Here is an 18,184-nt window from a genome sequence, read left to right as displayed (position 1 = left end):
TATAAAATAAGTACTTTTACCTATATTTTACATCAAAAATATTAACTTGACGTAAAAATTACGTAAATCCTCACAAAAATTGCGAATATTTTAGCGGAGAAGTTTTGAAAGTAGATAAAGAGACCTATTGAAAGGTTTCTTTTACCTAGTGAAATGCTAAGATTAATTGATTACAATGGAAGTATAACCATTTGATTTCTCATAAAATTTAAATGGTTATTTAATATTTTTTATTGAACAATGATAGTCGCTATGGATTACGTAATAATATAGTAAAGGAGAAGAAAATTTTATAATATATCTAAATTGACGATAAAGAAGGTAAAGAAATAATTTGGAGGATATAAATCAATGGATAACCCATTTTTACAAATTGATACAAGAAAGATTGGATTGGATTATGAACCAATCGTAATTGCAGAGATAGGTATTAACCACGAAGGTAGCTTAGATGTTGCCAAGGAAATGGTAGATGCCGCATATCATGCTGGTGCAGAAATCATCAAACATCAAACCCATGTAGTAGAGGATGAAATGAGTAAAGCGGCTAAAAACGTAATTCCAGGAAACACTGACCTTTCCATATACGAAGTGATGGAACGTTGCGCTCTAAATGAGGAAGAAGAAATAGAATTAAAAGAGTATGTTGAAGAGAAAGGTATGATATTCTTAAGTACTCCATTCTCAAGGGCTGCAGCTAATCGTCTTGAAAAAATGGGGGTAAAAGCATATAAAATAGGATCTGGTGAATGCAATAATTATCCTTTAATTGAACATATAGCTTCTTTTGGAAAACCAATGATTGTATCAACAGGAATGAATGATATTAATAGTATTAAAAAGACAGTATCAATTATCGAGAAACATCAAGTACCTTTCGCACTACTTCATTGTACAAATATATACCCAACACCTCCCGAATTAGTCAGATTAGGTGGAATGGAACAGTTGAAGCAAGAGTTTCCAAATGCTGTTATAGGGTTATCAGATCATACCGTAAATAATAATGCTTGTTTAGCTGCAACCGCTCTTGGGGCTTCTATTCTTGAAAGACATTTTACTGATAGTAAATCAAGAATTGGTCCAGACATTATTTGTTCAATGGATCCTACTGAATTAAAACAACTAATAATTGGGAGTAAAGAAATTTTTAAAATGCGCGGCGGAAAAAAAGAGCCCGCAAAGGAAGAACAGGTAACAATTGATTTCGCATTTGCAACAGTTGTAACCACAAAAAATCTTCATGCTGGTGACGTACTTACTGAAGAAAATATTTGGGTTAAGAGACCAGGAATAGGAGAAATCAAAGCTGAACATTATGATAATTTAATTGGTAAAAAAATTACTAGAGATATTAGTAGAGATGAACACCTATATTGGAATGACATTGAATCAAACTGAAAGGTAAAACACTTATGAAAAAGATTTTATTCATTACAGGTACTAGAGCAGATTACGGAAAAATAAAATCGTTAATGAGAGAAGTAGAAAAAAGCGATCAATTTGAACTCTACGTTTTCATAACTGGGATGCATATGCTTGCAAAGTATGGTTCAACCTGGAAAGAAGTTAAGAAAGATGGCTTTAAAAATATATATCAATATATCAATCAAAAAAATCATGCCCACATGGATATTACATTAAGCAACACCATATTAGGCTTAAGTAATTATGTACAAGAATTTAAACCAGACATGATTGTCATACATGGTGATAGACTTGAAGCTTTAGCTGGTGCTATTGTAGGAAGTTTTAACAACATTAAAGTAGCACACATAGAAGGCGGAGAAGTTTCGGGTACTATTGATGAATCTATTAGACATGCAATTACAAAATTCTCACATATACATTTAGTTAGCAATGAAGAAGCAAAACGTAGAGTTATTCAATTAGGTGAAAAAGAGGATTCCATCCATGTAATTGGCTCACCAGACATTGATATTATGTTATCTGAAGAATTACCATCTATTGATGAAGTAAAAAAGAGGTATGACATTGAATTCAATTCATATGCGATATTGATGTATCATCCAGTAACTACAGAATTAGATTCTCTACCAATAAAAGTAAATACGTTGGTTGACTCACTAATTGAATCAAAAAGGAATTATGTCGTTATTTTTCCTAACAACGATGAAGGAAATTCTATAATTATAGATGCCTACGAAAAATTTAAGAATAATCATCATTTTAAAGTGTTTCCATCCATGCGCTTTGAATATTTCTTAACATTACTCAAAAATGCCCAATTCTTAATCGGAAACTCTAGTGCAGGTATAAGAGAATCTGGAATCTATGGGATTCCTTCAATTAATATTGGTACGAGACAAAGTGGCAGATACGATCCAAACAAACATAAAGAGACAATTATTACAATTCATGAAGATAAAGAAGATATTTTATGTGCAATTAGAGAAATAAAAGAACCTAGTTTAATAAAATGCGATTTCGGTGATGGCACTAGCCATCAAATGTTTATTAAACTCTTGGAAGATCAAACACTTTGGAAAATGCCAATTCAAAAAAAATTTATTGATAAATTTCATTAAGCAGGTGGAATTATGTATCAAGATAAAAGCTTTTTATGCGTAATACCAGCTAGAGGTGGGAGTAAAGGAATTCCAAGAAAAAACTTAGTAAAGGTGAATAATAAACCTTTACTACAATATACGATAGATGAAGCACTGGAATCGAAATATTTAGATGATATCATTGTATCAACAGATGACCAGGAAATCGCAAATGTATCTATCAAACTAGGAGCAAACGTTCCTTACTTAAGACCTCCTGAACTAGCAAGTGACTACTCTAAAACAATAGAAGCTGTTATCCATGTCATTGAAAAACAAAAAACTCTTGGTAAGGAATATGATTATGTAGTTGTTTTACAACCAACTCAACCATTAAGAAAGAGCTGGCATATTGATGAGGCTATTGAGAAAATAGTAAGTGAAGGCATGGAGAATCTAGTTAGTGTGTCCGAAGTAAGTGATCATCCAATTTTAATGCGTACAATTAGTAAAGAAGGTTTTCTAATAAGTTTATTAAACAGTAATAGTACAGTTAGACGGCAGGATTTTCCTGAAATATACAAAGTAAATGGGGCAATATATATAAATCTAATTTCTAGCTTAAATCATAGTACAAGTTTAAATGATAACAAACTTGCTTATATTATGGATAAAAAATATGATTTAGATATTGATGAGCCAATGGATATAGAATATTTCAAATTAACACAGACAATAGATAAGGACGTAAAGTAACTATTCGTTCCTCCTCTATAAGTTTCTAAAAACCTATCTTTGTTTATATAAGAACAGTGTAATTGGATTGGATTTCAATACATTAAAACAAACTACCTAAATAAGAATTAATGTGTTAGATTTAATTAATTGAGGAGGCAATGATATGATATTAAAATATGATGAAAGTAAAGCATTTGATTATGAAAATGGATTTATATTGACTTCAGAAGTATACCGATTAGGAAATATTTTATCGCATTATGAATTGTATAAAAAAATTATTGGATTACCTGGAGATGTAATTGAGTTAGGTGTATTTAAAGGTAATTCATTATTACAATTTGCATCTTTTAGAGAATTATTAGAAAACGAGAAGTCTAGAAAAATTATTGGTTTTGATGTGTTTGGAGAATTTCCAAAGGTGGATAAAATAGCGGCTGATAAAGCCTTTGTAAATAATTGGAATAAGATTTTTGAAGGTGATTTTTTATCTCAGGAAGACTTGTATAAAAGTTTACAATTAAAAGGGATAGGTAATGTTTCATTAATAAAAGGGAATATTTTAGAAACACTACCAAAATATTTAGAAGAAAACTCACATACAAAGATATCCTTATTACATATCGATACAGACGTTTATGAGCCTTCCAAATTAGCATTAGAGTTATTATTCGATAGGGTCGTTTCGGGCGGACTAATTGTATTCGATGACTATGGTACTGTAGAAGGGGAAACACGAGCTGTAGATGAGTTTTTACTAGACAAAGAATATCAAATAAACAAACTTACATTAAGCCATGTAAAGCCTTCATTTATTATAAAAAAATAAATAAAACTTCCCTAGCATAATAATAACATTTTTTACGGCCTTAACCCCAGGGGTTAAGGTCGTTTAGTCTATAGGATTGTATTTTTCACTCGATATAATCTATTCAATACATCATCTAACTATTAATTAGCTATTGTTACTCATTGAATTCACTATGTAATAGAAATAAAAAACTCCCCCTAAAGTAAAACAGATATTTATTTTTTCTGTCTACTTTAAAAGGGAGGATATCATCTAGGACGCTCTACTTAAAGTCTTATGTTTATAGGTTATAAAAATCAATGTGTCTCCCTATTTAAAAATTCATCTTAATAAGAATCTCATTTAATTCGTGACTATTACATTTGCACTTCTCCAAATATCCACTAAAAACGCTGAAAACCTCTCTCCCCTTAATAAAGGGATCTCTTTCTCTATTCAGTCTTCTAATCTCATTCTCTATATATTCCACATCAACCCGCATATATAGAGATAAAAAGTTTTTATAATAGATGTTTTCAAATATTGCATTATATAGAGTATCAAATTGAGAAAGAGCCGATTCTATATTCGATTTATTTCTTACCTTGGTCGAAGTAGAAATAGATTCAATAACTTTATACATCTTCCGTAACAACTCTTGGAATTCATTTATACTATGCATCACTTTTTTATTCTGTATTTGAACAACACTTTGATTATACTGATTCTGTACTTTCCACCATTCTTGTTTATTAATTGGTTCTAAAAGCACATTTTTTATGACCTCTTCTATCGTATAGAATGGAACTCCTTCAATAGCCGCTCCGCCTTTTGTTGTATTAATAAACGTATTAACGGCATAAACTCTCGCAAAGTGTTCAATGGTTTCTCTCATTCTATTAAATACACTATTAGTTTTTATCTCATTTCCATAGACATCCTCTGTAGTTATTGCGTTATCCATTTCTTGTTTATCTACCATGGATTCAACATGTTTATACTCAATTCCATCTGAATATCTACGGTCATATAAGTATCCCAAATTCTGCCCAGCAAATATTATTGGGCCAGCTTTTAACTTGTTCAACAATTGAAACATCATTACTGCAATAGATGGTGAATCTATAATTAAATCATGAGGTTCAATTTGACCTTGTAATAAATATGTTGAAGTTTTATCCTGAGAAGTTATAAAATGAACTTTTGGTCCTTCATATTGTGTTATGGTTTCATACCCAACACTTGAACCAAAAATCATCGGAATATCCCTTATCCCTTTTTCAATCATTTTATTAAAAACTACATGATTATTCCTACCAGGATCGTATGTACATACTGCATCTGGCAATACGTCATACTTAATTAAACTATTAATGGCAGATCCTACGGAAAAAAGATAGGCTAAGTTATTTTCTTTAATATAACGCAGATGTTCTATATCTTCGGCAAGAGATGGTCCTGCTGAGACAATAATGACAGGTTTCCCCTCAAATTGTTTCCTATCAATATCTTTCAGCATATTTGGCGTATCAAGTACAGCTTTAAAATTTAAAATACTATTTAACACCCATAACTTTTGAAAGCTCATATCAACTGATAAATTTGACCTTCTATTCTGGACGATCCTTTTAATACCATCCTGAAAATGTTGCACTTTTTCTTTAACGATGTTTTTATAACTTGGTAAAATAATAAAAAGGATATGCTGATTTCTAGATTGTAATTCTTGTAAATACCCTTTTGCAGTTGCACTATGGGTATCCATATAAAAATTAGACAAGTTGTTTCTCATTATCCTTTTTAAGTCCACATTTTTTAATGCTGTAAAGAAAATCTCAGGAATAGGTTCATAAATAGAATAAGTATTTTTAGGAAATGCTTCACAAAACTTCTCAATATGATACCCCAAGCCAATTCCATAGAAAAATACGTGTGTATCATCCGTAATCTCATCCTTATGTGCCGCAATTATTCTTTCTGCCTCACGAATTGGATCATACTTACTATGAATCATCATTTGTTTATCTTCTATAAGGTATTGTAGGGTTTTTAACCCTTTATTGGAATCGACTACTTCCACTCGAGCTGTTTCAAGACTAGTTTCATTGTCACGAAAATAGTCCCGTAAGGTTGGATGCTTTTTCATCAAAAATAACTTATTATCAATTAACATCTTGTAAAAATACCTCATCTTTCAATGCAATTTCAAGATTTTCTTTAATTAATTCAAATACAGGTACTAATTCATACGACAAAATATCTGAAATAAGTATGGTATCTTTCACCTCGACCGCAGCTAGTAATTCTGCAAACTTTTCTTCACAAACCTTTAGATTTTCTTCAACCTTAGACCAGTTAGTAGGTTGTTTAACTGCAGCATTTGCAACCTCTTTAAATTGTAAAATCCACTGCATCCCTTCAGCCAACTGGTTAATACCATTCCAAGTTTCACTAGTAAAATTGTTATAACTTTCATCAACCAACGTATTTAGAGCCGGTATTGCTCTTACTAAATATTGATGAACCGATTTCATCGTATTCCATATCATTTCGTTCATCGTAGTAGTAATTATTTTTATTGTTTCGATTTCACTAATACGTTCTCTTATATATTGTTCATGATTCTCATAAACTTCCACTTGATTTATTACTAAATGGCTAAAAACCTTTCCACTATTTTCCAATATCTTATTTACTTTATTTAAAATTACATCGATTGATTCTAAACTGTTTTCTAATAAAATATTTTCCTCATTATAGATTAACTGCATGAGTAATTGCCCCCGAACATAGTTTTTGTATTCTATATTATTATCGGATTGAACAAGAATTTTTAAAGGAGGGATTACGAATATGTTATGGTAAATAGAGGAATTTATTTAAGTAATAATAGGTTTAAAAGACTTTCTGGATATTCACTATCGTATCTCTAACAACTATATGATGTGCAGTTAAGTTTAATTATCAAGCTATGTTTAGGAGGGATTAGAAGATAAAGCAAAAATCAACTTAGTAGAATCAAAAGTTAAAAGTCTTGTATATTATAATAAAAAATAAGGTTATCACTAAATCAATAGTGATAACCTTAAAAAACTTAATTAACGAAGAAGTTGTAAAACTCCTTGAGGTTGCTGGTTAGCTTGAGCTAACATAGATTGTGCTGCTTGAGTTAAGATGTTATTCTTAGTGAATTCCATCATTTCTTTCGCCATATCAACGTCACGGATACGTGATTCAGCAGCAGTTAAATTCTCAGAAGAAGCACCTAAGTTACTAATAGTATGCTCTAAGCGGTTCTGAACAGCACCTAATGCAGAACGTTGAGTTGAAACTTGGTTAGTAGCTGCATCAATAGCTGCTAATTGTGCATCAAAACCACCTGAAGCATCAGCTGCAGTTGTAGCGAAGCTAGTTACATCAATAGCTTCCATACTTAATGTTACATTACCACCAGAATCTTTAGTACCAAGTGCAGAAGCACTCATATCTTCAATATGAACGCTAAGTTGTTGTCCACCATTAGCACCGATTTGGAATGTTAATGCTTGAGCTGTACCTGAACCAGCAGCTGTTGCTGAGTAAGTACCATCAAGTAAGTTTTTACCGTTGAATTGAGTACGATCAGCAATACCTTTACTTGAACCAGAAGCAGTTACTCCACCTAGTTCTTCTACTAAAGCATCAATTTCATCTTGAATAGCTTGTAAATCAGTATCATCTTGAGTACCAGTGTTTCCAGCTTGTACTACAAGTTCACGCATACGTTGAAGAATTGAATGAGTTTCATTCAATGCACCTTCAGCAGTTTGAATTAAAGAAATACCGTCTTGCGCGTTTTTAGAAGCCATTTCTAAACCGCGGATTTGTCCACGCATTTTTTCAGAGATTGCTAGACCAGCAGCGTCATCTCCAGCTTTGTTAATACGAAGACCAGAAGATAGTTTTTCTAAAGAATTTTGAGTTGAGCCAGTATTTACACCTAATTGACGGTGTGCGTTTAAAGCAGAAATATTGTGATTGATAATCATGTTATTACCTCCATGTAATTGTTTTTTATTTTCGCGAGTCACATCCATATGTCTCGCATATAAATGTTTGGCCAAAACATTTACTAACATCTATGATGTTGTACCTATTATATCGGCATGAAAAATAGATGTTTAATGTTTTTTGAAAAAAAATATTCATTTTTGTAGAAAATTACTTACTCCCTATGAAAGCAACAAAAAAAGCCCATGGCACTATACCATAGACTCCTCACCAACCAACTTACTCGATACTTTTTCTTTCCGCTTCTCTACCATAATTCTATTCAATAACCGATACAACAACTCACGATCCTCATCGAATAGATTCGTAAACTTAACTCCATATCCAAAACGATTCCTTTCAGGATACAATTCTTTACGCACAATAATTCCTTTGAGGATAAATCTACTATCATTAAGAGAAAAACGTACCTTTATCTCCAATTCTTCCTCTATCGGATATTCATAATCGCATACAAACTTTACACCGCCAACACTAATATTCTTTAACACACCATTAAAGAACTTTGGATTCAGATTATCATTATCTACATCCAGAAACTCAACGAAACAATTTACATCATCTAATGCGACACGAAAGTTTTCTCTATTATTTACGCCGGAAAACGATGGACGTCTTGGGGTCTCTTTCTGTTCCGAAGTGGATGCGACATCTTCGTGAGAACTTCTAGTAAACTTCTTAATAAGAAATATTAATAGCATGAATAATAGAAATGCAACCGCAATAAGAATATATATCCACTCTTGTTCAGTCATTTCAAGCACCTCCCCATTGGATAAGTTGGTTTTCGAAAATACCTTAGGTCCAAAATCACACATAAAAGGAGAACCCAAGAAACGGTCCTCCTTCTCTCTAACTTAAGTCCCTGTTTTCTTCGGTAGCTAGGCTGCCATTGCACTAGTGCTTTAGGCCCTCGGCTTTGCGTCCTTACCTTTCGATAAGTTTGCCTTTTTCGTAAAACCTCTATATTTAGTCCTATTATACTAAAAGTTTTTCCATAATTCGACATATTTTTAATTAAAAACTCACAAAATCACCGTTTTTACCATAATTGAGTCAAAAGTCCTATAGATAAACATAAAAAAGCATGCCGAAGCACGCTTTTCATTACCTATATTATACCAACAACTTTCGATCCTTTCGATTTGTAAACCGCATGAAAATCATAAGGGACAACAACACTAAAATCATTAATAATAACGACAGTGCTGCACCAAGCTGCCAGTTCATTTCAACTAAGAACGCATCCCTGATGACATTACCAACCATCAGTAGTTTACCACCAGTAAATAAGTCTGTAACAACGAACACACTTATTGCTGGTACAAACGTAATAATAAATCCTGCAAGAATTCCTGGGAACGTTAATGGTAACGTCACATTTAAGAACGTCTTCACTGGACCCGCACCTAAATCCTCTGATGCTTCCAAATATGTTTTATCCAACTGTTCAATAGAAGAGTAAATCGGTAAAATCATAAATGGTAAGAAACCGTATACCAAACCTAAGATTACCCCACCAGGTGAGTACATTAATGCAAGTGGCTCATCAATAAATCCTAGTTCTATCAACACATTATTAATCACACCTTGATTATTCATTAGGATAATCCACGCATACAAACGAATTAATAAGTTTGTCCAGAACGGCACCATGACAAGTAGTAATAATAAATTTTTCCACTTACCAGCGTGAGCGATGAAATAAGCAAACGGATATGCAATAAATAAACAAACGACCGTCGCAATCAATGCCCACCAAACCGATTGCCAAATTACTTTAGCGTATAAGGAGCTAAAAGCAGATGAATAGGCTTTTAAGCTAAACTCATAAATGATTCCACCAAAGTCTCCGTTCGTTGTGAAACTTATTATTGCAATAAAGATTACTGGAATCACTAGGAACAGTGTTAGCCAAAACAAACTCGGGGATAATAATACATATGCTTTCTTAAAACTTTTAATCATTTCGCGTCCCCTCGCTTTCTCATTCTTAGACCAACAATTAACACGACAACAAACATAATGGCTATTATAATAGTAGAAAGTACGTTTACTTCAGGTGAAACCCCTAAGCGAACCATCGAATAAACGAGTACTGGTAACGTGTTATCTCCAGGTCCTAATGTAAAGAAAGAAATAACAAATTCATCAAGGGAAATGGTAAATGCTAGTAGTGCACCAGCTAAGATTCCTGGAAAGATTAATGGAAACGTTACTTTCCAGAACGTTTGCCATTCATTCGCTCCAAGATCTTTTGCCGCTTCCTCCAATGAATTATCAAAAGAAGAAAGCCGTGCCAACACAACTAACATAACGTAAGAAATCGTAATTGCCACATGTCCTGGGATTGCTGTATTTAAACCGAGTGACATATTTAGAATCCCATAAATCGCAAGTAGCGCTACCGCGACTACGATATCCGGAATAACTACGGGAATATAAAATAGAAACTCCACAGATTTTTTGCCGATAAAGGTATAGCGGTGTAATGCTAGTGCTGCAAGGGTACCTAATATTGTTGCGATGATGGTTGTAATCACAGCTAAATACAAACTATTCATCGTCGCTTCAATCAGTTGTGTATTCTGTAAAATGGAACCATACCAATCTAGCGTAAACCCAGTCCAAACTGTTCCTAATTTAGAATCATTAAATGAGAATATGATGACGAACATAATTGGTATATAAAAGAATAAAAAAACGAGTAGGGAAAACGAAAATAGTATTTTCTTCGTTCTAGGTCTCAACATTTTCCACCTACCTTCCTATTAAATGGGAATCGCACGTTTTGGCGCCTAATAAGCTAGACATAGGATAAGAGGTTGTCTATAAAGCCAATCCTTCATTAAATGATAAGGGATTGACTTTTGACAGCCTCTTTATTAACTTAACTATTCAACCTTTGCTTCCTGGAACAGACGGTTCATAAATTGAGTACGCTCTGAATCTAGTGGTAAGTTCCACTCTGTACGCTCAATTACTTCTTCAGGGAAGTTTAATCCAGGACTATTCTTAATATTTTCTGGTAACATCTCGACAGCCGCTTCATTCGGATTCCCATATGGAATGAATTCTGAAAGTTTAACACTTACCTCTGGACGAAGTAGGTAGTTAATAAATGTTTCTGCAGTATATTTGTTTTTAGCTGTTTTTGGAATAACCATTGCATCCAACCAAACAATACCGCCTTCTTCAGGTAGAACAAAGTCAATATTTTCATTTTCTAACCATGCAGTCGCAGCCGAGCCGGAATAACCATGACCAATCCAAGCTTCTTCTCGAACAAAACGACTAGATGGTGCGGCATCAAATGCTAATACATTTGGAATAAGTTCTTTTACTTTTTTAAAGCCCTCTTCTAATTGAGCTTCTGTTGGGTCATTCATTTCGTTACCTAATAATTGTTGTGCCATATTAGAAATTTCCTTAGACTCTTCTAACAGTACTACTTTCCCTGCATACTCTGGGTTCCATAAGTCTTCCCAGCTAGTAGGGGCTTCTTTAATGTATTTCTTGTTATATATAATTCCGTCATACCCATACATAAATGGAACGGAATATTTATTCTCAGAGTCAAATGGCATGTTTCTCCATGCATTTGCGATATTTTCAAAATTTGGTATGTTATCGAAATCAATTTCAAGCAACATATCATTTTCAACCATTTGCTTCACATAATAATCTGATGGAAACACTAAGTCATAAGCAACTGTACCACTTTGAACTTTTGTAAGCATTTCGTGGTTTGAGTTATATGTAGAATACACAACATCTACACCATATTCATTTTCAAAACCATCAATTACTTCTTGTGGAATATACTCACTCCAGTTAAATACGATTAACTCATCACTTAATTCCTGATCCCCACCAGTATTATCAGAATCATCTGATCCACAAGCTGCTAGAAATAATACAATGAACAAACTAAATAGTGCAAATACAAAAGACTTTTTCAATCCTTCCCATCTCCAATCTTTAAAATTAATATTTGTTATTTTTTTAGAACAACCGAATTTTGGGGGCTCCAGTTAACATAGACATCGTTAGTATTCGTTAATTCCTCGATTTTATCATGGGATTCATTAACGGTAAGTTCCTCGCCGTTTGGCATGGAAACTACTATTTTTGTCACTGAGCCAATATAAATCTTTTCTTTGAACGTTCCTTTTAGATTATTAGAACCTTCGATAGGTGTACTGCTAAGTTTTAAATTTTCAGGTCGGACAGAGATGGATATTTCCTCGTCCTTATGCACATTGGCCGTATTCGGGATCTCAATTGATTGATCCGCATATGCCATTGTAGCCATTTCACCATTTAAATCACTTACAGTACCTTCCATAATATTAGTTTGACCAATAAAATCGGCTACAAAACGCGTTTGTGGTCTTTCATATATTTCATAAGGCAGACCAATCTGCTCGATTTTTCCTTTATTCATAACCACGATTCGATCTGACATTGTTAGTGCTTCTTCTTGGTCGTGGGTAACATAGATGAACGTAATGTTCAATGTTTGTTGGAGGTGCTTTAGTTCTAGCTGCATTTGCTTGCGTAGCTTTAAATCTAATGCGCCAAGTGGTTCATCTAGTAAGAGTACCTTAGGATTATTCACAATGGCACGCGCAATAGCAATACGTTGTTGCTGTCCACCAGATAATTGCTTTGGTTTACGGTTACCATATTCCTCGAGCTGTACAAGCTTTAACGCTTTTGTGACACGTTCTTTAATTTCTTCTTTACCTACTTTTTTCATTTTTAAGCCAAATGCCACATTATCAAACACACTCATATGTGGAAAAAGTGAATAACTTTGAAACACTGTATTTACTTCTCGCTTGTATGGCTCCATTTCATCCACTTGCTTGCCGTTTAACAATATTTTTCCTGATGTTGGCTTTTCGAATCCTGCAATCATTCGAAGTGTAGTTGTCTTTCCACATCCAGACGGGCCAAGTAATGTTAGAAATTCCCCTGCTTTTATATCTAAGTTCAAGTCATCTACTACATTTGTATTATCAAATTCTTTCGTTACGTTTTCCAGTTGCACCATTTGAACACCCAACATGCATCCCTCCTTCTACTAGTTAAGGGGCACTGTTCCCCAAGACTCTGCCATACTATTTACTTTTTCCTTCTAACTTATAACTATACTTCTGCTAGGATTTTAAGGTTATTTTTCTACTCTTCTTGGCAAAGACTGACATTCAGTCATAATTTTTGGCATTAAAAATACACCCTTCTCTACCAGGTAAAGGAGTCTATTATTTGACTTTGTCCTTCCCCGTTGGGTGCGTACTGTTTCGGCAAATCTATATCATATTACTTAAAATTAACGACTATAATTCTTTAAACTTTAGCGTTCTGTCCTTTCCCCACTAATGTATGTAACATATGTATTCTGTATCACTATTTTTACAAAGTTATGCAAAAGTCGATTTCTGCTAAAAAAAATATAGCAGTTTTTATTATGTAATTCAATAGTTTTGGTGGAATTATTTTAAGTTTTTTCATTTGGAACTATTTATCCGGGATATTTGGTATTTCATATTGTTGCTAGTAGATTATGTAAAGAATTTCTATCATGTTAGAAAATACATTTATACTCATCATTAGTCATTCCCTTTATAGGACAACGAACAAGTCCGCTTGTTCTGATTTTTCCTTAGTTTTTACATATTTGGTTGATTTGGTTTGATCTTGGTTGATGAATGTTTACATACCAGTAGTTAGACTGCTTAATATTTCTGTAAAGAAGGTGGATTGGTGTTTTAGGTGGGGTTTTCTTTTCTGTTTTATTTGTTAGAATAGCCATTACGAAGTGGAAAGGAGTTTTATAATGATGAAAAAATGGTTATTAAGTTTATTTCTTCTCTTACTGACTTTTGGTATGGTGGCATGTAATGATGATACTTCTACTGAGGATAAAGGGAAAGAACAAGCAGAAGGCGAAAGTACTGAACAAGAGATGCCCCAACCTGACTTAGAAAACCTTCCAGATGTGGTTGCAGAAGTTAATGGTGAAAAAATTTCAAAAGAAGAGTTTGAATCCACTTACCAAACTCAATTCCAACAACTAGCGATGCAATCCCAGATGACTGGGCAAGAAATTGACCAAGATCAATTAAAAGGTCAAATAGTAGACGCTTTGATTGGTCAGAAACTTGTCATTCAAGAAGCTGAAAAGGGTGGCTATGAAGCCTCTGAAGATGCCATTAATAAAACATTAGATAATTTAGTTGCACAAAACGGACTTGAATCACAAGATGCCTTTTTTACTGCGTTAGAGGAACAAGGCATGACGAAAGAAGAAGTAATGACTGCAGTCAAAACGCAAGTAAAAGTAGACAAGCTAATTGCTAGTGAGTCTGGTGAAGTTGAACCAACTAAAGAAGAATTACAAGAAGCCTATGATACGTATAAAGCTCAGTTAGAACAAATGAGTAGCGAAGCTAAGGAAGTAGATATTCCAACTTATGAGGAAATGGAAGCTGACCTTATCGCACAAGTAAAAGCCCAAAAGGAATCAAAAACATATCAAACATTAGTTGAGAAACTTAAAGCAGATGCTGATATAACTAAAAATATATAAAATGAAAACCAGGTCTTGTATTTGACCTGGTTTTTGCTTTTGTGGGACAGCGTGGGCTGGTTCATTTCCACACCTATCCTTTTATTGCTCCTTCTGTCATCCCCTTAGCAATCCTTCTTTGAAATAAAGAATAGAGAATAATTACTGGGACTATGGCGATGACGAGACTAGCAAATAACGTGCCCCATGCATTTGTGTATTGTGCTTCATTGCTTATATAATCAATTGCCAATGCTAGCGTGTAATTTGTTTCTGTTTGTAAGAAAATAAGTGCCATGAAATATTCATTCCAAAATTGAATACAGTTCATGATGGTTACGGTTATTATTCCGGACATCGTAAGCGGCGTTACGATTTTAAACAATATACCATATGGAGAAAGTCCGTCAATCGCAGCGGATTCCTCTAGCGATTTCGGGATAGTACTCATAAAGCTTGTGAGGACAAAGATACTAAAGGGCAATTGACTTACAGCATAGACAATCGCCAGTCCGAAAATGTTATCCAACAGGTTCATTTCCGCTAGTAAAAAGAATAACGGAATCCAACCTAACACCATTGGAATCATCATTGCTGATATATAAAGGGTAAACAATACGTTACTACCACGAAATTTGATCCTTTCAATTGCATAGGCAGTTGGAATAGCTAAAACTAGGGTAAGCGCTGCCCCAATGACCGTAACGATTAAACTATTAAATACACTTACATCGATATTATAGTTGGTCCATGCTTGGGTAAAATTAGCAAAGTTAAAGCTTTCCGGCCAGCCCCATGGGTTTCTGTAAATTTCAGCATTTGATTTAAACGAACCAAGAAACATCCAAAATATTGGGTATAATACTGCAATAGTCCATAGAATTAACGGTATTCGAATGCCTGTCCTTCCTAATATTTGCCCTACACTTCGCTTCATGTTCATCCCTCCTTACCTAGTATTCTATTTTTTCTCGACGCATTAAAAATTGTAAAACTAATACTGTAATTAAAGATAAAACGAGTATCATTACCCCAATAGTCGCACCATATCCGAAGTTGAATTGTTTGAACGCTTGTTGATATAAATAGGAGCCCATTACATGTGTAGCGTTATTTGGCCCTCCACCAGTCATTACTTGAACGAGGATAAAGGAACCATTTAATGTTGTAATCACAATATATAAAATCGAAACTTTAATTTGTGGCCAAACTAGTGGCAAGGTGATTTTCCAAAACTGTTGCCACTCGTTAGCACCATCGATTTTTGCTGCTTCATAATAGCTTTTAGAGATATTCGCAATACCACCCATTAACATTAACATAAATAACCCAATACCAGCCCAAACGGCTGGTATCACTAAACTGGGTAATGCCCACTTTTCATCTCCAAGCCAAGGTTTTGTCCACTCTTCAAGCCCTAGAAACTCAAGTCCTGAGTTCACAAGTCCTAAACTTGGATTATAAATAAACATCCATAAAATTCCGATGACAACTACAGACATTATATTTGGAAAGAAGAACACGATTCGGTAAAACGGTGCTTCTTTTATTTTCAATTGAGTTAGTGCTACTGCGAAAAACATCGCCAGAACCATAATCCCGATAATCTTTGTCACTACTAAAAAATAGTCATGTACTATCGAATCAGGGATAATCGCATCATTAAAAAGCTTTACATAATTATCAATGCCAATAAATTCTTTATTACTAGACGAACCAGACCAATCAAAAAATGAATAGTATAAGCCACTAAACAACGGGTACAACGTAAAAATTGCAAACAGTATAAATGTAGGGAGTAAGCAAAATGCTAAAAACCAATATTTTTGCTTTTTAGACTGTACCATATTATCACTCATTTCTTATTGGGACTGCCCCCATGCCTAAAGACAGTCCCCTTAACTTATTCTAATCCTGCACGATATTCTGCTGCTGCTTTTTCCGCTTCTTCTACAAATTGTTCAGCAGTTAAGTTTCCAAGCATTAAGGAAATTAGTGCATTGCCAACTGGTGTTTCTAAGTCAGCACTCATCGGATGTGGTTTCTCATAAATTTGCACGACATCAGGGTTGTTAATCATTTCATTTGCTTCCATTAAATATTCTGGAACGTTCTCATTCTGTGTCAAATCAACACCATTTAGGTTCATAATTGCTCCAGTGTGTTCGGAGAAGGAACTTGCATATTCTCGAGTGAAAACAAATTCAACAAATGCTTTTGCTGCATCCGGATTTTCCGCTTGTTCAGCAATTGCTAGCGGGCGCAAATCTGGAACAATCGCATACTTCTCGTCCGCAGCATTCATCGGTGATGGAATAAATCCAAAATCAAAGCCGTCTGGAATGTCATTTTTCATCTCATTTGGCAACCAAAATCCTACCGGAATAAACGCATTTTCATGAAGTAAGAAATTCATTTGTGACTGTGTGTGATTGAGTGCACCAAGACCAGAGTCAAACATACCTTCTGAAGCCATTGTTTCTACCCGCTTCATAATCTCTAATACTTGGTCACTGGACCATGCCCCTTCCTTACCAGTAATAACATCCGCTAGTAACGCTTCCCCACCTGCTGCTGCAAAGGCAGGATAAAGCATTCCGCGTAGAAAGTAATATGGATGCTGACCAGAAGTAACGAAAGGGTCAATTCCCTCTCCCGACTTTATTTCACTCATAGACTCCATAAACTCATCAAAATTTGTTGGAACGGCATAGCCTTTTTCTTCAAATAATGCTTTGTCATACCAAGTTCCCCAAGTATCGAAAACTAATGGTAAGGAATAGATTTCACCGTTATACGTAGCAGGTTGTACGATAAAACTTTCAGCTAGCTTGTCGCCACCCTCCAGCTCGATTCCTTCAAGCCACTCGGTCAAATTCATTAGCTGTCCATCTTCTACCATTTGTGTTTCACTAGACCCAGCTCCATCAATGTACACGACATCTGGTGGATCATTGGATACCCATCTCGAACGCATCTCATCATTAATGTTCGGACCAGCATGTTCAATTACATTTACGTCGGGATATGCATCTTTAAAATCAGCAATGACTTCCTTCCACCAAGAGTCACCATAGCCACCTACAAAATATTGAATCTCCAAATCTCCAGCAATTTTACCATTTGTTCCGACATTGGAACCAGAATCCCCATCATCATCAGAACAAGCAGCGATAAACAGCAATAGTAAAGCACCGAATAACAGCAACCAAGAACGATTTCTTAGTCTCATTAAATTGCCCCCCTTTTTACATTCTTGAAATCAAATTTCTGGAACATGTACCCTGGCCTCTACTTGATGCGACCATTTCTCCTTCACATGTGACCTGACCTCTACTTGATGTGACCTTTTCTCCTTCACATATGCCTTTGCCCTAGTTTGATGTGACCAAGTTTCCTGCACATGCTCCCTGACCTCTACTTGATGCGACCATTTCTCCTTTACATGCACCCTGGCCTCTACTTGATGCGACCATTTCTCCTTCACATGTGATCATGCCCTATTTTGATGTGACTAAG

17 protein-coding genes and 1 riboswitch are annotated in these 18,184 nt (G+C 34.6%); of the genes, 5 read left to right on the top strand and 12 right to left on the bottom strand.

Annotated elements, in window-relative coordinates; translation table 11 throughout:
- Positions 1 to 351: 351 nt before the first annotated feature.
- From neuB to AB1K81_RS13225, 4 genes are all read left to right on the top strand, one after another.
- Positions 352 to 1,401 (top strand): N-acetylneuraminate synthase, encoded by a 1,050-nt coding sequence (gene neuB / locus AB1K81_RS13240; protein ID WP_412977128.1) that lies wholly within the window; start codon positions 352 to 354, stop codon positions 1,399 to 1,401.
- 14 nt (positions 1,402 to 1,415) lie between these two features.
- Complete coding sequence (neuC, locus tag AB1K81_RS13235) at positions 1,416 to 2,549, top strand: UDP-N-acetylglucosamine 2-epimerase (protein WP_412977127.1); 1,134 nt, start codon at positions 1,416 to 1,418, stop codon at positions 2,547 to 2,549.
- 12 nt (positions 2,550 to 2,561) lie between these two features.
- Positions 2,562 to 3,266, top strand: coding sequence for an acylneuraminate cytidylyltransferase family protein (locus AB1K81_RS13230; RefSeq protein ID WP_412977126.1), 705 nt, complete (start codon positions 2,562 to 2,564; stop codon positions 3,264 to 3,266).
- A 145-nt stretch (positions 3,267 to 3,411) separates the two neighbouring features.
- Positions 3,412 to 4,077, top strand: coding sequence for a TylF/MycF/NovP-related O-methyltransferase (locus AB1K81_RS13225; protein WP_412977125.1), 666 nt, complete (start codon positions 3,412 to 3,414; stop codon positions 4,075 to 4,077).
- A 295-nt stretch (positions 4,078 to 4,372) separates the two neighbouring features.
- Here AB1K81_RS13225 and AB1K81_RS13220 read toward each other — a convergent pair whose 3' ends face one another.
- The 8 genes from AB1K81_RS13220 to AB1K81_RS13185 all read right to left on the bottom strand — a co-directional run bounded on the left by AB1K81_RS13220 (position 4,373) and on the right by AB1K81_RS13185 (position 13,162).
- Positions 4,373 to 6,211 (bottom strand): motility associated factor glycosyltransferase family protein, encoded by a 1,839-nt coding sequence (locus AB1K81_RS13220; protein WP_412977124.1) that lies wholly within the window; start codon positions 6,209 to 6,211, stop codon positions 4,373 to 4,375.
- Positions 6,201 to 6,809 (bottom strand): DUF8042 domain-containing protein, encoded by a 609-nt coding sequence (locus AB1K81_RS13215; RefSeq protein ID WP_412977123.1) that lies wholly within the window; start codon positions 6,807 to 6,809, stop codon positions 6,201 to 6,203. The genes AB1K81_RS13220 and AB1K81_RS13215 overlap by 11 nt, the downstream gene beginning before the upstream one ends.
- Positions 6,810 to 7,136: 327 nt before the next feature.
- Positions 7,137 to 8,066 (bottom strand): flagellin Hag, encoded by a 930-nt coding sequence (hag, locus tag AB1K81_RS13210; protein WP_412977122.1) that lies wholly within the window; start codon positions 8,064 to 8,066, stop codon positions 7,137 to 7,139.
- Between the two features lie 213 nt (positions 8,067 to 8,279).
- Positions 8,280 to 8,843, bottom strand: a complete 564-nt coding sequence (locus tag AB1K81_RS13205) for a PilZ domain-containing protein (RefSeq protein ID WP_412977121.1) — start codon at positions 8,841 to 8,843, stop codon at positions 8,280 to 8,282.
- A gap of 118 nt (positions 8,844 to 8,961) precedes the next feature.
- Positions 8,962 to 9,046, bottom strand: a riboswitch (cyclic di-GMP riboswitch).
- 158 nt (positions 9,047 to 9,204) lie between these two features.
- Positions 9,205 to 10,056 carry an ABC transporter permease gene (locus AB1K81_RS13200; protein ID WP_412977120.1) on the bottom strand — a complete coding sequence of 284 codons (852 nt, stop codon included), beginning with the start codon at positions 10,054 to 10,056 and terminating at the stop codon, positions 9,205 to 9,207.
- Positions 10,053 to 10,841: an ABC transporter permease gene (locus AB1K81_RS13195; RefSeq protein ID WP_412977119.1), complete on the bottom strand. Its 789-nt coding sequence runs from the start codon at positions 10,839 to 10,841 to the stop codon at positions 10,053 to 10,055. Before AB1K81_RS13195 ends, AB1K81_RS13200 begins: the two co-directional genes overlap by 4 nt.
- A 141-nt stretch (positions 10,842 to 10,982) precedes the next feature.
- Positions 10,983 to 12,050: an ABC transporter substrate-binding protein gene (locus AB1K81_RS13190; protein ID WP_412977118.1), complete on the bottom strand. Its 1,068-nt coding sequence runs from the start codon at positions 12,048 to 12,050 to the stop codon at positions 10,983 to 10,985.
- A 35-nt stretch (positions 12,051 to 12,085) separates the two neighbouring features.
- The gene (locus AB1K81_RS13185; protein ID WP_412977117.1) at positions 12,086 to 13,162 is read right to left on the bottom strand and encodes an ABC transporter ATP-binding protein; all 1,077 of its coding nucleotides are present in this window, start codon (positions 13,160 to 13,162) and stop codon (positions 12,086 to 12,088) included.
- Between the two features lie 774 nt (positions 13,163 to 13,936).
- Between AB1K81_RS13185 and AB1K81_RS13180 the strand changes: the two genes are divergently transcribed.
- Positions 13,937 to 14,686, top strand: coding sequence for a SurA N-terminal domain-containing protein (locus tag AB1K81_RS13180; protein ID WP_412977116.1), 750 nt, complete (start codon positions 13,937 to 13,939; stop codon positions 14,684 to 14,686).
- Between the two features lie 73 nt (positions 14,687 to 14,759).
- Here AB1K81_RS13180 and AB1K81_RS13175 read toward each other — a convergent pair whose 3' ends face one another.
- The 4 genes from AB1K81_RS13175 to AB1K81_RS13160 are packed head-to-tail and all read right to left on the bottom strand — an operon-like array spanning position 14,760 to position 18,152.
- Complete coding sequence (locus AB1K81_RS13175) at positions 14,760 to 15,602, bottom strand: carbohydrate ABC transporter permease (RefSeq protein ID WP_412977115.1); 843 nt, start codon at positions 15,600 to 15,602, stop codon at positions 14,760 to 14,762.
- 16 nt (positions 15,603 to 15,618) lie between these two features.
- Positions 15,619 to 16,512: a carbohydrate ABC transporter permease gene (locus AB1K81_RS13170; protein WP_412977376.1), complete on the bottom strand. Its 894-nt coding sequence runs from the start codon at positions 16,510 to 16,512 to the stop codon at positions 15,619 to 15,621.
- Positions 16,513 to 16,568: 56 nt separating this feature from the next.
- Positions 16,569 to 17,897, bottom strand: a complete 1,329-nt coding sequence (locus AB1K81_RS13165) for an ABC transporter substrate-binding protein (protein ID WP_412977114.1) — start codon at positions 17,895 to 17,897, stop codon at positions 16,569 to 16,571.
- A 30-nt stretch (positions 17,898 to 17,927) separates the two neighbouring features.
- Entirely contained in the window at positions 17,928 to 18,152 is a 225-nt protein-coding gene (locus tag AB1K81_RS13160; protein WP_412977113.1) for a hypothetical protein, read from the bottom strand.
- Positions 18,153 to 18,184 lie beyond the last annotated feature (32 nt).

Source organism: Ornithinibacillus jepli (assembly GCF_047228935.1).
In the GTDB taxonomy this organism is placed as follows: Bacteria; Bacillota; Bacilli; order Bacillales; family Amphibacillaceae; genus Ornithinibacillus.
This window is presented reverse-complemented; position numbering and strand designations above follow the sequence as displayed.

Coding starts and splice junctions, on each gene's coding strand:
- AB1K81_RS13225 (WP_412977125.1), top strand. CDS start 3,412: ATGATATTAAAATATGATGAAAGTAAAGCATTTGATTATGAAAATGGA.
- AB1K81_RS13205 (WP_412977121.1), bottom strand. CDS start 8,843: ATGACTGAACAAGAGTGGATATATATTCTTATTGCGGTTGCATTTCTA.
- AB1K81_RS13195 (WP_412977119.1), bottom strand. CDS start 10,841: ATGTTGAGACCTAGAACGAAGAAAATACTATTTTCGTTTTCCCTACTC.
- AB1K81_RS13200 (WP_412977120.1), bottom strand. CDS start 10,056: ATGATTAAAAGTTTTAAGAAAGCATATGTATTATTATCCCCGAGTTTG.
- AB1K81_RS13215 (WP_412977123.1), bottom strand. CDS start 6,809: ATGCAGTTAATCTATAATGAGGAAAATATTTTATTAGAAAACAGTTTA.
- AB1K81_RS13170 (WP_412977376.1), bottom strand. CDS start 16,512: ATGGTACAGTCTAAAAAGCAAAAATATTGGTTTTTAGCATTTTGCTTA.
- neuC (WP_412977127.1), top strand. CDS start 1,416: ATGAAAAAGATTTTATTCATTACAGGTACTAGAGCAGATTACGGAAAA.
- AB1K81_RS13220 (WP_412977124.1), bottom strand. CDS start 6,211: ATGTTAATTGATAATAAGTTATTTTTGATGAAAAAGCATCCAACCTTA.
- AB1K81_RS13185 (WP_412977117.1), bottom strand. CDS start 13,162: ATGTTGGGTGTTCAAATGGTGCAACTGGAAAACGTAACGAAAGAATTT.
- AB1K81_RS13175 (WP_412977115.1), bottom strand. CDS start 15,602: ATGAAGCGAAGTGTAGGGCAAATATTAGGAAGGACAGGCATTCGAATA.
- AB1K81_RS13180 (WP_412977116.1), top strand. CDS start 13,937: ATGAAAAAATGGTTATTAAGTTTATTTCTTCTCTTACTGACTTTTGGT.
- hag (WP_412977122.1), bottom strand. CDS start 8,066: ATGATTATCAATCACAATATTTCTGCTTTAAACGCACACCGTCAATTA.
- AB1K81_RS13165 (WP_412977114.1), bottom strand. CDS start 17,897: ATGAGACTAAGAAATCGTTCTTGGTTGCTGTTATTCGGTGCTTTACTA.
- AB1K81_RS13230 (WP_412977126.1), top strand. CDS start 2,562: ATGTATCAAGATAAAAGCTTTTTATGCGTAATACCAGCTAGAGGTGGG.
- neuB (WP_412977128.1), top strand. CDS start 352: ATGGATAACCCATTTTTACAAATTGATACAAGAAAGATTGGATTGGAT.